Origin of the sequence: Clostridium sp. AF21-20LB (assembly GCF_003478795.1) — a bacterium.
GTDB classification, from domain to species: Bacteria; Bacillota; Clostridia; order Lachnospirales; family Lachnospiraceae; genus Otoolea; species Otoolea fessa.
Genome location: NZ_QUGD01000007.1, coordinates 46,641 through 60,689 on the forward strand (window position 1 = coordinate 46,641; position 14,049 = coordinate 60,689).

The following is a 14,049-nucleotide window of genomic DNA, read 5'->3' on the forward strand; positions in this document are numbered from 1 at the left end:
ACAGAAAATGACATGGACGAGAGGATAGGGCAATGGGAGCAATCAGTAATGACTGGCTGGCTCCGCTCAGCGGAGAGTTTAAAAAGCCATATTACAGAAAGTTATACGATACTGTGAAACGGGAATATGAGACGCATGTTGTATATCCGGATGCGAATGATATTTTCAATGCATTTGATTTTACCCCTCTTTCCGAGGTAAAGGTGGTTATTTTAGGTCAGGATCCCTACCATGGTCCGGGACAGGCGCATGGGCTTTGCTTTTCGGTAAAGCCGGATGTGGAAATTCCGCCGTCCCTGGTGAATATTTATCAGGAATTGCACGATGATCTCGGCTGCTACATCCCGAACAATGGCTATCTGACGAAATGGGCGAAGCAGGGAGTCATGCTGCTGAACACTGTTCTGACCGTTCGCGCGCATCAGGCAAATTCCCACCGTGGAATCGGCTGGGAGGAGTTTACGGACGCTGCGATCAAGATCTTAAATGAGCAGGACCGTCCGATGGTATTTATTCTGTGGGGACGTCCGGCACAAGCGAAGAAATCGATGCTTAATAATCCAAAGCATCTGATTCTCGAAGCACCGCATCCGAGCCCGCTGTCTGCGTACCGCGGATTTTTCGGCAGCCGGCCATTCAGCAAGACCAATGAATTTTTAAAAGAACATGGTGTTGCCCCGATCGACTGGCAGATAGAAAACGTGTAGGAAGGAGCAGACATGAGTTTTGTTGAGATTTTAAAGGTAATTGTACTGGGAATCGTGGAAGGTTTCACGGAATGGCTTCCGATCAGCAGTACCGGGCATATGATTCTGGTGGATGAGATCATCCATCTGGATGTCAGCGAGGCGTACCGGGAAGTGTTTATGGTTGTCATCCAGCTGGGTGCGATTCTGGCGGTTATGGTGCTGTATTTCAATAAATTGAATCCGTTTTCACCGCACAAATCGATGGCGCAGAAGCGCGGTACAATTCGTTTGTGGATAAAAATTATTATAGCCTGCATTCCGGCAGCGGTGATTGGGCTTCCGCTTGACCATTTCATGGATAAGCTGATGAACGGCTATGTCGTAGCAGCGATGCTGATTCTCTACGGCGTTTTGTTTATCGTACTGGAAAATCGAAACGTGCACCGTCATTTTCCGATTGAGCGCGTGACGCAGATTTCGTTCCAGACAGCGGCGCTGATCGGCTGTTTCCAGGTGCTGGCGATGATTCCGGGTACTTCCCGTTCGGGCGCGACGATTCTGGGCGCGATGCTGATCGGCTGTTCACGTCCGGCGGCGGCAGAATTTTCATTCTTCCTTGGGATTCCGGTTATGTTCGGTGCGAGTTTTTTAAAGATTGTGAAATTTTTCATTCAGGGCGGCGGATTTTCTTTCGCGGAGTTTATTTATCTGGTTCTTGGTATGGTGGTCGCATTTGGCGTGTCCGTGTACTCGATCAAGTTCCTGATGGGATATGTCCGCAAGCATGATTTCAAGTTTTTCGGATATTATCGGATTGTGCTTGGTATCGTGGTGCTGTCCTACTTTGGTATTTCGGCGCTAGTAGGTTAAAATGTACGCTCGGAGTCTTTCCTGCACTTGCTTTTGCGGCTGGCGGAAAGATTCTGAGAGTACATTAAATAGAAAAAGAGGATTCAGACCTGACAGAAATGCGGAGGTCTGGATCCTTTTTTACGTTCATATAATACATGGAAGCGGGAGCGCAAATATAAAGGGGATGTCCTGTCACAGTTCAGGGCTGACACATCTAAAATGGTAAATCGGATCATTCAAAATAAGGGTTCCATGAGGAAAAAACTGCTCTGCCTGTGCGCGGCAGTGCTGCTGGATCTGTGTTTTTTGGGAATCGTGTGCAGGCTGGCAGTGGGGATGCAGTGGGAAGATTTGGCAAAAGTGGAGCAGGCGGACCAAACGGTTTTCTCACCAGAATCTCTTTTCGGCGGGGAGTTGGCGCTGACCTTCGACGACGGGCCGCACAGGGTGTACACGAAAAAGCTGCTGGACGGCTTGCGCGAGAGGGGCGTGAAAGCCTCTTTTTTTCTGGTCGGGGAAAATATTCCGGGTAATGAAGAACTGGTGCGCCAGATGGCTAAAGATGGTCATCTCATCGGGGTTCACTGCATGGCGCATGTGGATCTGGCACGCCAGCCGATTGAAAAGAGCGTGGAGGAGATTCGGGAGACGGCCGATCGGATCGAGGCGGTCACGGGAAAACGTCCGGAATACATACGTCCGCCGTATGGTTCATGGAGTACGGAGCTTCAGGAGAAGGTGTCGATGACGCCGGTGTTCTGGGACGTCGATACGCTGGACTGGAAAAACCGGAATACGGCGCGGATTGTGAAGCATATCTGCAAAAATGCGGCGGTGCACACGGTGGTGCTGATGCATGATGCATATCAGACTTCGGTTGATGCTGCGCTTGAGACGATTGACACATTGACGGCGGAGGGATATACTTTTGTTACAATAGAAGAATGTCTGATTGATTGAGAGGATACGATGGATTTATTTGATTATATGCGGAAAAATACGATCGAGCAGGAGGCACCGCTGGCATCCAGGCTGCGCCCGTCCACGCTTGACGAGGTGGTGGGACAGAAGCATATCATAGGAAAGGATAAGCTTTTGTACCGGGCGATCAAGGCGGATAAGCTCGGATCGCTGATTTTTTACGGACCGCCCGGAACGGGCAAAACGACGCTGGCGCGCGTGATTGCCAACACGACGAGCGCGCGTTTTGAGCAGCTCAACGCGACGGTGGCGGGGAAAAAAGATATGGAACAGGTCGTGCAGGATGCCAAGGATGCGTTGGGGATGTACGGAAAGCGCACGATCCTGTTTATCGATGAGATTCACCGCTTTAATAAGGGGCAGCAGGACTATCTTCTGCCGTTTGTTGAGGATGGTACGATTCTGCTCATTGGTGCGACGACGGAGAATCCGTATTTTGAGGTCAACGGGGCGCTGATTTCCCGATCCCGTATTTTTGAGCTGAAACCGTTGGAAAATGCGGATATCCGCGAGCTTTTAGAGCGGGCGCTCCATGACAAGGAAAAGGGTATGGGAAGCTATCGCGCGGAGGCGACGGACGAGGCGCTCGATTTTCTGGCCGATATGGCAGGCGGAGACGCGCGCGCGGCGCTCAATGCGATCGAGCTTGGTATTCTCACAACGGAACGGAGTGAAGATGGTCTGATTCACATCACACTCGATGTAGCCCAGGAGTGCATCCAGCGCCGTGCCGTGAACTATGATAAGACGGGGGACAACCATTACGATACGATCTCAGCGTTTATCAAGAGTATGCGCGGTACCGATCCGGATGCGGCAGTTTATTATCTGGCGAAGATGCTGGATGCAGGCGAGGATATCAAATTTATTGCGCGGCGTATCATGATCTGTGCATCGGAGGATGTCGGCAATGCGGATCCGCAGGCGATTCAGGTTGCGGTCAGCGCGGCGCTGGCAGTGGAGCGGATTGGTCTGCCGGAGGCGCGGATTATCCTGTCGCAGGCGGCTACCTATGTGGCGAGCGCGCCGAAGAGCAACGCGGCGTATATGGCGGTCGATGAGCACAGGAGGCGGTTAGGTTAAAGGGCAACTTTACGGTGCCGTCCCATCTGCGTGATCGCCATTACAGCGGGGCGGAGAAGCTGGGGCATGGCGACGGGTACAAGTATGCACACGATTATCCGAATCATTATGTGAAGCAGCAGTACCTGCCGGATGGACTGGAGGGCAGCACATTTTACCGCCCGTCAGAAAATGGGTATGAGAAGAAGATTGGGGAGTGGCTGCACTTTCTGAAGGGCTCTGAATGAGAAAAAGCTTCCCATATGTTCCTGAATTGATATGTATGAAGAAAATGTTTACTTGAATTTTTATGAAAACCGTTTATAATAAAACCAAGGTGGCTGCAGGATAAAGAGCAGTCACAGCATAAAAGGCTATGTTAAAAAGGTATGCCGGGCAGGTATCTGCCTGTCCGGTTTCGTGTAAGTACCTGGAAGACATCCACACGTTTCTTATTTCTGATTTTTGAATCCCAGAGAATATGACACAATTAAACAGGGCAAGGAGAATTATATGAGAGAAAAATTAAAGACACTCCCTCTGGTGCAGCTTCGGGAAATGGCGAAGGCACAGGGGTTAAAGGGGATCAGCACCCTGAAAAAGGCGGAGATCATAGACAGGCTGTGCGAACTTGAGAAGCCGGCGGAAGGGGGACAGAAAGAAGAAACGCCCCAGGCTTCTGTCAGTGAGCATCCGGCTGGATCGGCGGAACCGGCAGAGAGAACGGAAATGCACGTGCAGCCGCGCAGAACTGATGCAGGGCAGAATACATCGGCACAGACGTATTCGCAGCCGCGGAGATCTGCCAACGGAGAACGGGCTGCGGGAGGGCAGAATTCCAGCTATGAGCGCCGCAGCGAAGGCGGATACCGCCGGAATGAATACGGCTCCTATACACGCCGTGAGAATAATAATACCCGTTATCAGGATAACCGCAGACGCGAGTACACGCAGCGAGAGGGGTATCAGAGAAATTCCTATGTGCCGCGTAACAATTACAACGAAGCGATGAGCGCAAGAACCGAGTATAGCCAGCCGGAACATACCGCACCGGCACCGCAGATGGCAGAAGCAGCCTCCGAGTACAGTCAGCCGGAACGTACCGCGCCGGTGCAGCAGATGGAAAGCACCCGTACCGAGGTGGAAAATGCACGCATGGAGGATCTGAAAAATGAATTTCAGGAGTTGGACAGCGGCATCGAGGCGAACGGAATCCTGGAGGTTATGCCGGATGGATTCGGATTTATCCGTTGTGAAAACTTCCTGCCGGGTGAAAATGACGTCTATGTGGCGCCGTCCCAGATCCGCCGTTTTAATCTGAAAACTGGTGATATCGTGCGCGGAAGCCGTCGTGTGAAGTCGGCGACGGAGAAATTTGCCGCATTATTATATATTAATTCGGTCAATGGATACCCGACCAGCGTGGTGGAAAAACGTCCGAATTTTGAAAATCTGACGCCAATTTTCCCAAATGAACGTCTGCACCTGGAATATCCGGGGGTTAAGGCTTCCATGGCGATGCGCGTGATGGATCTGCTGTCCCCGATCGGAAAAGGACAGCGAGGCATGATCGTATCCCCGCCAAAAGCCGGAAAGACCACCCTGTTAAAGCAGGTGGCGACAACCATCACAAAGAACCATCCAGAAATGCACCTGATCATCCTTCTGATCGATGAGCGTCCGGAGGAGGTGACAGATATCCGTGAGACGGTAACGGGAGAAAATGTCGAGGTCATCTATTCGACGTTTGACGAGCTGCCGGAGCGTCATAAACGTGTGTCGGAGATGGTAGTAGAACGGGCGAAGCGCCTTGTCGAGCACGGAAGGGACGTTATGATTCTTTTAGACAGTATCACCCGTCTGGCGAGGGCTTACAACCTGGTGGTTCCGCCGAGTGGACGAACTCTTTCAGGTGGTTTGGATCCGGCAGCGCTGCATATGCCAAAGCGCTTCTTCGGTGCGGCGAGAAATATACGCGAGGGCGGCAGCCTGACGATTCTGGCGACCGCGCTGATTGAGACGGGCAGCCGTATGGACGATGTTATTTACGAGGAATTTAAGGGAACCGGCAACATGGAGCTGGTGCTTGACCGCAAACTTTCCGAGAAGCGCATCTTCCCGGCGCTCGATATCCTGCGTTCCGGTACGCGAAGAGATGATCTGCTTCTTTCGTCTGCCGAGGCGGAAGCGGTCGATATCGTCCACAAGGCGACCAACACGCAGAAACCGGAGGATACCGTTGAGCGGATCCTGGATCTGTTTGCCAAGACGAAGAACAATACGGAATTTGTGGAGATCACGCGGAAAAAGGGGTCATTTTACTAAAAATCATGTTTCACCAATAGCGCATCTGTGAGGACTTTCTTCCAGGCAAGAAAACAGGACTGTAAGAAGAAAAATAGTATTGAAAAATAGATAAAATTGCTTGCTAAAAAGTACACACCATGATATAATTATAAGGCTGTATTAACAGACGGTAGTTCTGACATCTGCGTGAGTCGTCCTTACGAGTGGAAGGAACGCTTAAATGATGGAATAGCGTGCCTGGATGTGCGGAGCTTTATATAGAGCCGTTTTAAGACGGCTTGCAATTAAAAAAGCGGTCGGAAATCGCAATGAAAAATTCAGAGAGGTGAAAGAAATGAGAGAAGGAATCCATCCAGCCTATTATCAGGCAAAAGTAGTTTGCAACTGTGGTAACGAGTTCGTAACTGGTTCTACCAAGAAAGACATCCACGTAGAGGTTTGCTCCAAGTGTCATTCATTCTACACAGGCCAGCAGAAAGCAGCCGCTGCCCGCGGACGTATCGATAAGTTCAACCGCAAGTACGGCATCAACGCAGGCAAATAAGTTTGAACCATGTAAAGGTTGGGTTTTAGTGGCGACATTAAACTCAGCCTTTTTGTTTTCTTCGTAACTGTTCAGTACCTTCACAGTCACGCGCAAAAATCCATTAAAAATTGCCTGCGGCAATGGGATTTTTGCCTGCTGGCTCATGTATTCGTACGGTCAGCGCAGTAAATGCGCAGACCTGCTGAACAGTTACTTTTCTTCTTTTTTTATTTTATTTTGAAAGGACAGCATGAAGTATTCAGGAATTGGCGGTCAGGCGGTAATTGAAGGAATCATGATGATGAAAGGCGAGGACTATGCAGTGGCAGTCCGCCGGCCTGACAAAGAGATAGAAGTAAAAAAAGACATATACCAGAGTATCACGAAAAAAGCGAAGATTTTACAGCTCCCGTTTGTGCGCGGCGTGTTCCGGTTTGCAGATTCGATGATCATCGGCATGCGGAGTCTGTCGTATTCCGCCAGCTTTTTTGAGGATGATGAGGATGCAGAGCCGGGAAAATTCGAACAGCTTTTAGACCGTGTGTTCGGCGAGAAGCTGGAGAGTGCGATCATGGCAGCAGTGCTGGTAATTTCGTTTATCCTGGCAATTGGTATTTTTATGCTCCTGCCGCTGGGGATTGCGAACTTGTTTAAGGGAGTTATCACATCGGATCATCTGATGGCAGTGCTGGAAGGTGTGATCCGGATCGCGATTTTTATTATCTATATTAAACTCGTTTCGCGGATGGAGGACATCCGGCGGACATTTATGTACCACGGGGCGGAGCACAAGTGCATCAACTGTGTGGAACACGGACATCCGCTGACGGTAAAATATGTGCGCGAGAGCTCGAAGGAGCACAAGCGCTGTGGTACCAGTTTCATATTGATTGTCATGGTGATCAGTATTCTGATGTTTATGGTGATCCGGGTCGATACGATCTGGATGCGGATTCTGAGCCGTATTATTCTGGTTCCGGTCATTGCAGGTATATCATATGAGGTATTGCAGTGCGCCGGACGGAGCAATTCGAAGTTTATGGATCTGGTGAGCCGTCCGGGTATGTGGATGCAGGGTCTGACGACGAAGGAGCCGGATGACTCGATGATTGAGGTGGCGATCGCGGCGACCGAGGCAGTTTTTGACTGGAGAGAATACCTGACGGAGAATTTCCCAGGCTGGGAAAAGCAGCTGGAAGAGTCATAAATAGAACACGGTACGACAGAGGGGATGAGTCGATGAGCGAGGAAAACGGAAGAACAGACCTGACCTGGAGAGAACTGTTGGATGAGGGCGGCGCGCGCTTAAGTGAGGCGGGTGTACCGGACGCAGGGACGGATGCCTGGTATCTGATGGAAGCGGCGTTCGGGATTGACCGGGTGCATTATTATCTGGATCAGAACCGTCCGATCCATGCGGAACGCCTGGAAAAGGGCTATGGGCGCTATCAGGAAATGCTTCAGAAACGGGCAGAGCGCATTCCACTGCAGCAGATTCTGGGAATGCAGGATTTTATGGGAATGACATTTTCTGTCGATGAAAATGTCCTGATTCCGCGCCAGGATACGGAGACGTTAGTTGAGCGGGTTCTTCGGGATTACCCGGAAAAGGATCTGAAACTTTTGGATATGTGTACCGGATCCGGCTGTATCGCGATCAGCCTTGCCGTGCTTGGCGGCTACCAGAACGTGACGGCGGTGGATATTTCCGAGGCGGCGCTGCGCGTGGCAAAGAAAAATGCGAGACGTCTCTTTTTGATTCAGAAGGGAACTGCGCGGTCAGAATCGTTTCAGGTATCGGAGGATCCGTGGTGCATCCGCCTGAAAACGTGGCTGGCAAAGGGACCGCGCCTGCAGGCAGAGATCGAGGAACACAGCCTGACACTTTTGCAGAGCAATCTGTTTCAGGCGGTGGAGGCGGATGTCATGTACGATGTGATTGTGTCGAATCCGCCATATATCCCATCGGCGGTGATCGACGGTCTGGAACCGGAGGTACGCGACCATGAGCCTCGGCTGGCGCTGGACGGCAGCGAGGACGGTCTGTATTTTTACCGGGTTCTGGCGCTGGAGTGCAGCAAACATCTGAACAAGGGCGGCTGCGTATATTTTGAGATAGGATATGACCAGGCGGAGGCGGTCAGCCGGATACTGACCATCGCCGGGTATCGGGAGATAGAAGTGATAAAGGATGAGCCGGGGCTTAACCGCGTGGTAAAGGCACGGTGGAACCGTTAGACGATAGAGGAGGATATCATGTTTGACAGATTGGATGATTTGCTGATCCGTTATGAAGAGCTGATGGAAGAGCTCGGCAGCCCGGAAGTGGCAAGCGATACAAATCGTTTCCGCAAGCTGATGAAGGAGCAGTCGGATCTGGCTCCGATTGTGGAGGCATATAAAGAGTATAAGAAGGCAAAACAGGACGTAGAGGACAGTCTGGCGCTTCTGGATGAGGAATCCGACGAGGAGATGCGCGAGATGGCGAAGGAAGAGTTAAATACTGCGAAAAAGCGCATTGAAGAGCTGGAGCAGGAATTAAAAATTCTGCTTCTTCCGAAGGATCCGAACGATGAAAAGAACGTTATCGTTGAGATCCGTGCAGGTGCAGGCGGCGATGAGGCGGCATTATTTGCGTCCGAACTGTACCGTATGTATGTGCGCTTTGCAGAGCGCAACCGCTGGAAAACTGAGCTTGTCAGCGTCAGTGAAAATGGAATCGGCGGCTTCAAGGAGGTCGTTTTCATGATTACCGGCCAGGGCGCTTACTCCAAGATGAAGTACGAGAGCGGTGTCCACCGTGTACAGCGTGTGCCGGAGACCGAGTCCGGCGGACGTATCCATACCTCGACCGCGACGGTTGCCGTGATGCCGGAGGCAGAGGATGTGGACGTTGTCATCGATGATAAAGATATCCGTATTGACGTTATGCGTGCGTCCGGAAACGGTGGACAGTGTGTCAACACGACTGACTCCGCGGTACGTCTGACCCATATTCCGACCGGTATCGTGATCTACAGCCAGACTGAGAAATCGCAGTTACAGAACAAGGAAAAGGCGTTCCGTCTTCTGCGTTCCAAGCTATATGATCTGGAGCTGGAGAGACGCCAGAACGAGGAAGCGGCAGAACGCCGCAGCCAGATTGGTACCGGTGACCGTTCCGAGAAGATCCGTACCTATAACTTCCCGCAGGGACGTGTGACCGAGCACCGCATCAAACTGACCTTGTATAAGATCGATTCGATCATGGACGGCGATCTGTATGAGATCATTGACAGCTTAATTGCAGCCGATCAGGCGGCGAAGCTGGCGAAGATGAATGAGGGCATCTAAAGAATTAGAGAAAACGGAAGGGGGATCCTATATGGAAAGAAGAGATAAAGTCAATTATTATTTGGATCTGGCGGAAATGGTTTCGCAGCGGAGTACCTGTCTGCGAAAGCACTACGGGGCAGTGATTGTGAATAACGATGAGGTTATCTCGACCGGCTATGTGGGCGCCCCGCGCGGACGGAAAAACTGTTCCGATATCGGTCGCTGCATCCGCGAGGAGCTTCATGTGCCGCGCGGCGAGCGGTACGAGTTGTGCCGCAGTGTCCATGCCGAGGCCAACGCCCTGATCAGTGCCTCCAGAGAGCGCATGATCGGCGCGTCGCTGTATCTGACCGGTGTCGATGCGAGAACCGGCGGGTATGTGGAAAAATCGAGCTGCTGTTCGATGTGCAAGCGCATGGTAATCAATGCCGGAATTGAACATGTCTATATCCGTGATACGAAAAATGAGTACCGAAAAGTTGATGTAGAAGATTGGATCCGCGAAGATGAATCGCTGGAAGGAAAATTTGGGTACTAAGAAGCGCACAGGAGACGGCGCTGCCCGCTGGGCACGCCGCATCTTCTGTGCTTTTTTGATCGTGATTGGATGTCTGGTTCTGGCGGATGGTGTGGGGGATGCGGTTAGAAGGGCGGAAAACAGAGATTCCCAATCTGAAGGAAATGTAGAGCAGAATTTATCTGGAAAATCTGATTCAGATGCGTCAGAGCCGATATGGCAGCCAGATTTCGCAGCCTTAAAATGCCAGAATGCCGACGCCATCGCCTGGATTCGCATTCCCGGTACTCACATCGATGAACCGATTGTCCAGACAACCGACAATGAATCGTACCGCAGCATCGGGCTGGGTGGAAAACCAGATCCAGCCGGGACTGTCTTTCTGGACTGCGAGAGTGCACCGGATGCATCGGATTTTCATTCGATTTTTTACGGGCATCATATGAAGGACGGAAGCCGGTTTTCCGAGCTGATCCGCCTGAAAGACGAAGATTTCTTCCAGAAGCATCGGACGGCTTATCTCTATTTCCCAGATGGGAAAAGGCGGACACTCCGTCTGATTGCAGCGCTCACTGCGGGCAGTCAGGGGGAACGGCGTAGGACGGAATTTGCGGATCAGTCGGAGATGCATTCTTATATAGAAGAAATGACGGAGGGATGTCGGTTTCGCGAACTGCCAGACGAGGAGGTTTCCCACTTGTATTCCTTTGTGACGTGCAGTTATGAATTTGCGGATGCGCGGACGATTGTGTATGCAGTGGATGAGTGATGCTCATAGATTGTACAATGCAAGAACAGTAGAGGGAAAAAACGTGTAAACATAGAAGAAGTGCAAAGCAAATAAATTTGCAAGCAGCAGGCAAATGTGGTATATTACTTATAGTGATGAGATCTGCCTTTTTTTAGAAAAGAGGCGTGAAAATAAAACATATGAGGAGAACAAGATATGAAGGGTATCGTTTTAGCAGGCGGTTCAGGCACACGCCTTTACCCGCTGACACGCGTAACTTCCAAACAGCTGCTTCCGATTTATGACAAACCGATGATTTACTATCCGATCTCCGTTCTGATGAACGCGGGAATCCGGGATATTCTGATTATTTCGACACCGGATGACACACCGCGTTTTAAGGAATTGTTGGGCGATGGACATCAGTTTGGTTTACATTTAAGCTATGCCGTGCAGCCAAGTCCGGATGGACTGGCACAGGCATTTATCATCGGCGAGGAGTTCATCGGGGATGATTCCGTAGCGATGATTCTGGGGGACAATATTTTCCAGGGTCAGGGACTTGTGAAACGCCTGCGTGCTGCCTCTGCCAAGAAAGAGGGCGCGACTGTATTCGGCTACTATGTCGATGATCCGGAGCGCTTCGGTATCGTAGAATTTGACGATCAGGGCAAGGCGATCTCCATCGAGGAGAAGCCGGAGAAACCGAAGTCCAATTACTGTGTAACGGGTCTGTATTTCTATGACAACCGGGTAGTAGAGTATGCGAAACAGTTAAAACCGTCTGCCAGAGGCGAGCTTGAGATCACCGATTTGAACCGTATCTATCTGGAAAATGGCGATCTGGATGTCATTCTTCTGGGACAGGGCTTTACCTGGCTCGATACCGGTACACATGAGTCCTTAGTTGAGGCAACCAATTTCGTTAAGACAGTAGAGACCCACCAGCACCGCAAGATCGCGTGCCTGGAGGAGATTGCGTACTTAAACGGCTGGATCAGCAAGGAAGAAGTGCTGGAGGCATACGAGGTATACAAGAAAAACCAGTATGGCAAATATCTGAAAGACGTACTGGATGGGAAATATGTTGATAAAATACATCAGAATTAAAAGGAGTTAAAACAATGAAGATTATCGTGACAGGCGGAGCCGGATTCATCGGCGGAAACTTCGTACACCATATGGTAAATAAATACCCGGAGTATCAGATCATCAATCTGGATCTTCTGACCTATGCGGGTAACTTAGAGACACTGAAACCGGTTGAAAACAAACCAAATTACAAATTTGTACACGGCGATATCGCAGACCGCGACTTCGTGTTTAAACTCTTCGAGGAAGAAAAGCCGGACATCGTAGTAAACTTTGCAGCAGAGAGCCATGTAGACCGTTCCATCACGGACCCGGAGGCATTTGTCCGTACCAATGTCATGGGAACAACCACCCTGCTGGATGCCTGCCGCACCTATGGAATTAAACGTTATCATCAGGTATCGACCGATGAGGTATACGGCGATCTGCCGTTAGACCGCCCGGATCTCTTCTTCACGGAGACAACCCCGCTTCATACCTCCAGCCCGTACTCTTCTTCCAAGGCGAGTGCGGATCTGTTTGTACTGGCATACCATAGAACCTACGGACTTCCGGTGACAGTATCCCGCTGCTCCAACAACTACGGTCCATATCATTTTCCGGAGAAGCTGATTCCGCTGATGATCAGCCGTGCGCTGGCAGACGAGGAACTTCCGGTATACGGCGACGGCGCGAACGTCCGCGACTGGCTGCACGTATCCGATCATTGTGAGGCGATCGATCTGATTCTCCACAAGGGACGCGTCGGTGAGATTTACAACATCGGCGGACATAATGAGAGGACCAACCTGGAGGTTGTTAAAACCATCCTGAAAGCGCTGGACAAGCCGGAAAGCCTGATCCGTTACGTCAAGGATCGTCCGGGTCATGACCGCCGTTATGCGATCGATCCGACCAAGATCGAGACGGAGCTTGGCTGGAAGCCGAAATACAATTTTGACACCGGCATTCGTCAGACGATCGACTGGTATCTGAACAATCAGGACTGGTGGAAACACATTTTAAGCGGTGAGTACAGCCAGTACTTCGAAAAAATGTATGGAGATAGATTATAATGAGAGTATTAGTGACAGGCGTTAAAGGCCAGCTTGGCTATGACGTGATGAATGAGCTGAAAAAACAGGGTCTTACTGGCATCGGTGTGGATGTCGATGAGATGGATATTACCGATGCAGAGGCATGCCGCCGCGTGATCACCGAGGCAAAGCCGGATGCAGTGATCCACTGCGCTGCATATACTGCAGTAGACGCAGCGGAACAGAATATGGAACTCTGCCGTAAAGTCAATGCAGATGGAACGAGAAATATCGCTGAGGTCTGCAAAGGTCTGGACATCAAAATGATGTACATCAGTACCGATTATGTATTCAACGGTCAGGGCACCCGCCCGTGGGAGCCGGATGACCACCGGGAACCACTCAACGCCTACGGTCAGTCGAAGTATGAGGGCGAGCTGGCAGTTGAGGAGCTGGTAAAGAAGTTTTTCATCGTCCGTATCGCGTGGGTATTTGGCGTGAACGGCAAGAACTTCATCAAGACGATGCTGCGCGTTGGCAAAGAGCGCGGGGCAGTCAGTGTTGTGGATGATCAGATCGGTTCCCCGACTTACACATACGATCTGGCGCGTCTGCTGGTTGATATGATTCAGAGTGATAAATATGGTCGTTACCATGCGACGAATGAGGGACTTTGCAGCTGGTATGAATTTGCAGTTGAGATCTTTAAGCAGGCGGGCATGGACGTCAAGGTGACGCCGGTCAGCACTGCTGAGTATACAGCTGCTTATCCGGGTCAGGCAAAACGCCCGATGAACAGCCGGATCAGCAAAGAAAAACTTTCGGACAACGGATTTGAGCGCCTTCCGTCCTGGCAGGATGCGGTAGGTCGCTATCTGAAAGAAATTCAGTAAAAAATGTGCAATCAGACATAGAAAGCAGCAACGGCAGAAAGTGTGAAGCGCCGTTGGCTGCAGGATTTT

At 50.8% G+C, this 14,049-nt stretch carries 13 protein-coding genes and 1 pseudogene; all 14 read left to right on the forward strand.

Annotated features, from left to right (window positions below):
* Window positions 1–32 precede the first annotated feature (32 nt).
* The 14 genes and pseudogenes from DWX76_RS05620 to rfbD all read left to right on the forward strand — a co-directional run bounded on the left by DWX76_RS05620 (window position 33) and on the right by rfbD (window position 13,980).
* Complete coding sequence (locus DWX76_RS05620) at window positions 33–707, forward strand: uracil-DNA glycosylase (protein WP_022360612.1); 675 nt, start codon at window positions 33–35, stop codon at window positions 705–707.
* A 12-nt stretch (window positions 708–719) separates the two neighbouring features.
* Complete coding sequence (locus DWX76_RS05625) at window positions 720–1,559, forward strand: undecaprenyl-diphosphate phosphatase (RefSeq protein WP_022360611.1); 840 nt, start codon at window positions 720–722, stop codon at window positions 1,557–1,559.
* A gap of 234 nt (window positions 1,560–1,793) precedes the next feature.
* Complete coding sequence (locus DWX76_RS05630; RefSeq protein ID WP_182429739.1) at window positions 1,794–2,501, forward strand: polysaccharide deacetylase family protein; 708 nt, start codon at window positions 1,794–1,796, stop codon at window positions 2,499–2,501.
* A gap of 9 nt (window positions 2,502–2,510) precedes the next feature.
* Window positions 2,511–3,832, forward strand: a pseudogene (locus DWX76_RS05635) (replication-associated recombination protein A).
* Window positions 3,833–4,097: 265 nt separating this feature from the next.
* A complete protein-coding gene (gene rho, locus DWX76_RS05640) occupies window positions 4,098–5,909 on the forward strand; it encodes a transcription termination factor Rho (protein ID WP_118570266.1) in 1,812 nt (603 codons plus the stop codon).
* Between the two features lie 316 nt (window positions 5,910–6,225).
* Window positions 6,226–6,435: a 50S ribosomal protein L31 gene (gene rpmE / locus DWX76_RS05645; RefSeq protein ID WP_022360607.1), complete on the forward strand. Its 210-nt coding sequence runs from the start codon at window positions 6,226–6,228 to the stop codon at window positions 6,433–6,435.
* Window positions 6,436–6,667: 232 nt separating this feature from the next.
* Window positions 6,668–7,624, forward strand: a complete 957-nt coding sequence (locus tag DWX76_RS05650; protein WP_118570267.1) for a DUF1385 domain-containing protein — start codon at window positions 6,668–6,670, stop codon at window positions 7,622–7,624.
* A 32-nt stretch (window positions 7,625–7,656) separates the two neighbouring features.
* A complete protein-coding gene (locus tag DWX76_RS05655; protein ID WP_118472589.1) occupies window positions 7,657–8,655 on the forward strand; it encodes a N5-glutamine methyltransferase family protein in 999 nt (332 codons plus the stop codon).
* 18 nt (window positions 8,656–8,673) lie between these two features.
* Window positions 8,674–9,750, forward strand: coding sequence for a peptide chain release factor 1 (gene prfA, locus DWX76_RS05660; RefSeq protein ID WP_118472590.1), 1,077 nt, complete (start codon window positions 8,674–8,676; stop codon window positions 9,748–9,750).
* A gap of 31 nt (window positions 9,751–9,781) precedes the next feature.
* Window positions 9,782–10,270 (forward strand): deoxycytidylate deaminase, encoded by a 489-nt coding sequence (locus DWX76_RS05665; RefSeq protein WP_022360603.1) that lies wholly within the window; start codon window positions 9,782–9,784, stop codon window positions 10,268–10,270.
* Window positions 10,239–11,018, forward strand: a complete 780-nt coding sequence (locus tag DWX76_RS05670) for a class B sortase (protein ID WP_118570268.1) — start codon at window positions 10,239–10,241, stop codon at window positions 11,016–11,018. The genes DWX76_RS05665 and DWX76_RS05670 overlap by 32 nt, the downstream gene beginning before the upstream one ends.
* Window positions 11,019–11,195: 177 nt before the next feature.
* Entirely contained in the window at window positions 11,196–12,089 is an 894-nt protein-coding gene (gene rfbA, locus DWX76_RS05675; protein ID WP_022360600.1) for a glucose-1-phosphate thymidylyltransferase RfbA, read from the forward strand.
* Between the two features lie 14 nt (window positions 12,090–12,103).
* Window positions 12,104–13,126, forward strand: a complete 1,023-nt coding sequence (rfbB, locus tag DWX76_RS05680; protein ID WP_022360599.1) for a dTDP-glucose 4,6-dehydratase — start codon at window positions 12,104–12,106, stop codon at window positions 13,124–13,126.
* Complete coding sequence (gene rfbD / locus DWX76_RS05685; RefSeq protein ID WP_107001395.1) at window positions 13,126–13,980, forward strand: dTDP-4-dehydrorhamnose reductase; 855 nt, start codon at window positions 13,126–13,128, stop codon at window positions 13,978–13,980. Before rfbB ends, rfbD begins: the two co-directional genes overlap by 1 nt.
* Window positions 13,981–14,049 lie beyond the last annotated feature (69 nt).

What these genes read in the sequence shown, in the direction of transcription:
- DWX76_RS05620 (WP_022360612.1), top strand. Translation starts at nt 33, where the DNA reads ATGGGAGCAATCAGTAATGACTGGCTGGCTCCGCTCAGCGGAGAGTTT.
- DWX76_RS05625 (WP_022360611.1), top strand. Translation starts at nt 720, where the DNA reads ATGAGTTTTGTTGAGATTTTAAAGGTAATTGTACTGGGAATCGTGGAA.
- DWX76_RS05630 (WP_182429739.1), top strand. Translation starts at nt 1,794, where the DNA reads ATGAGGAAAAAACTGCTCTGCCTGTGCGCGGCAGTGCTGCTGGATCTG.
- rho (WP_118570266.1), top strand. Translation starts at nt 4,098, where the DNA reads ATGAGAGAAAAATTAAAGACACTCCCTCTGGTGCAGCTTCGGGAAATG.
- rpmE (WP_022360607.1), top strand. Translation starts at nt 6,226, where the DNA reads ATGAGAGAAGGAATCCATCCAGCCTATTATCAGGCAAAAGTAGTTTGC.
- DWX76_RS05650 (WP_118570267.1), top strand. Translation starts at nt 6,668, where the DNA reads ATGAAGTATTCAGGAATTGGCGGTCAGGCGGTAATTGAAGGAATCATG.
- DWX76_RS05655 (WP_118472589.1), top strand. Translation starts at nt 7,657, where the DNA reads ATGAGCGAGGAAAACGGAAGAACAGACCTGACCTGGAGAGAACTGTTG.
- prfA (WP_118472590.1), top strand. Translation starts at nt 8,674, where the DNA reads ATGTTTGACAGATTGGATGATTTGCTGATCCGTTATGAAGAGCTGATG.
- DWX76_RS05665 (WP_022360603.1), top strand. Translation starts at nt 9,782, where the DNA reads ATGGAAAGAAGAGATAAAGTCAATTATTATTTGGATCTGGCGGAAATG.
- DWX76_RS05670 (WP_118570268.1), top strand. Translation starts at nt 10,239, where the DNA reads ATGAATCGCTGGAAGGAAAATTTGGGTACTAAGAAGCGCACAGGAGAC.
- rfbA (WP_022360600.1), top strand. Translation starts at nt 11,196, where the DNA reads ATGAAGGGTATCGTTTTAGCAGGCGGTTCAGGCACACGCCTTTACCCG.
- rfbB (WP_022360599.1), top strand. Translation starts at nt 12,104, where the DNA reads ATGAAGATTATCGTGACAGGCGGAGCCGGATTCATCGGCGGAAACTTC.
- rfbD (WP_107001395.1), top strand. Translation starts at nt 13,126, where the DNA reads ATGAGAGTATTAGTGACAGGCGTTAAAGGCCAGCTTGGCTATGACGTG.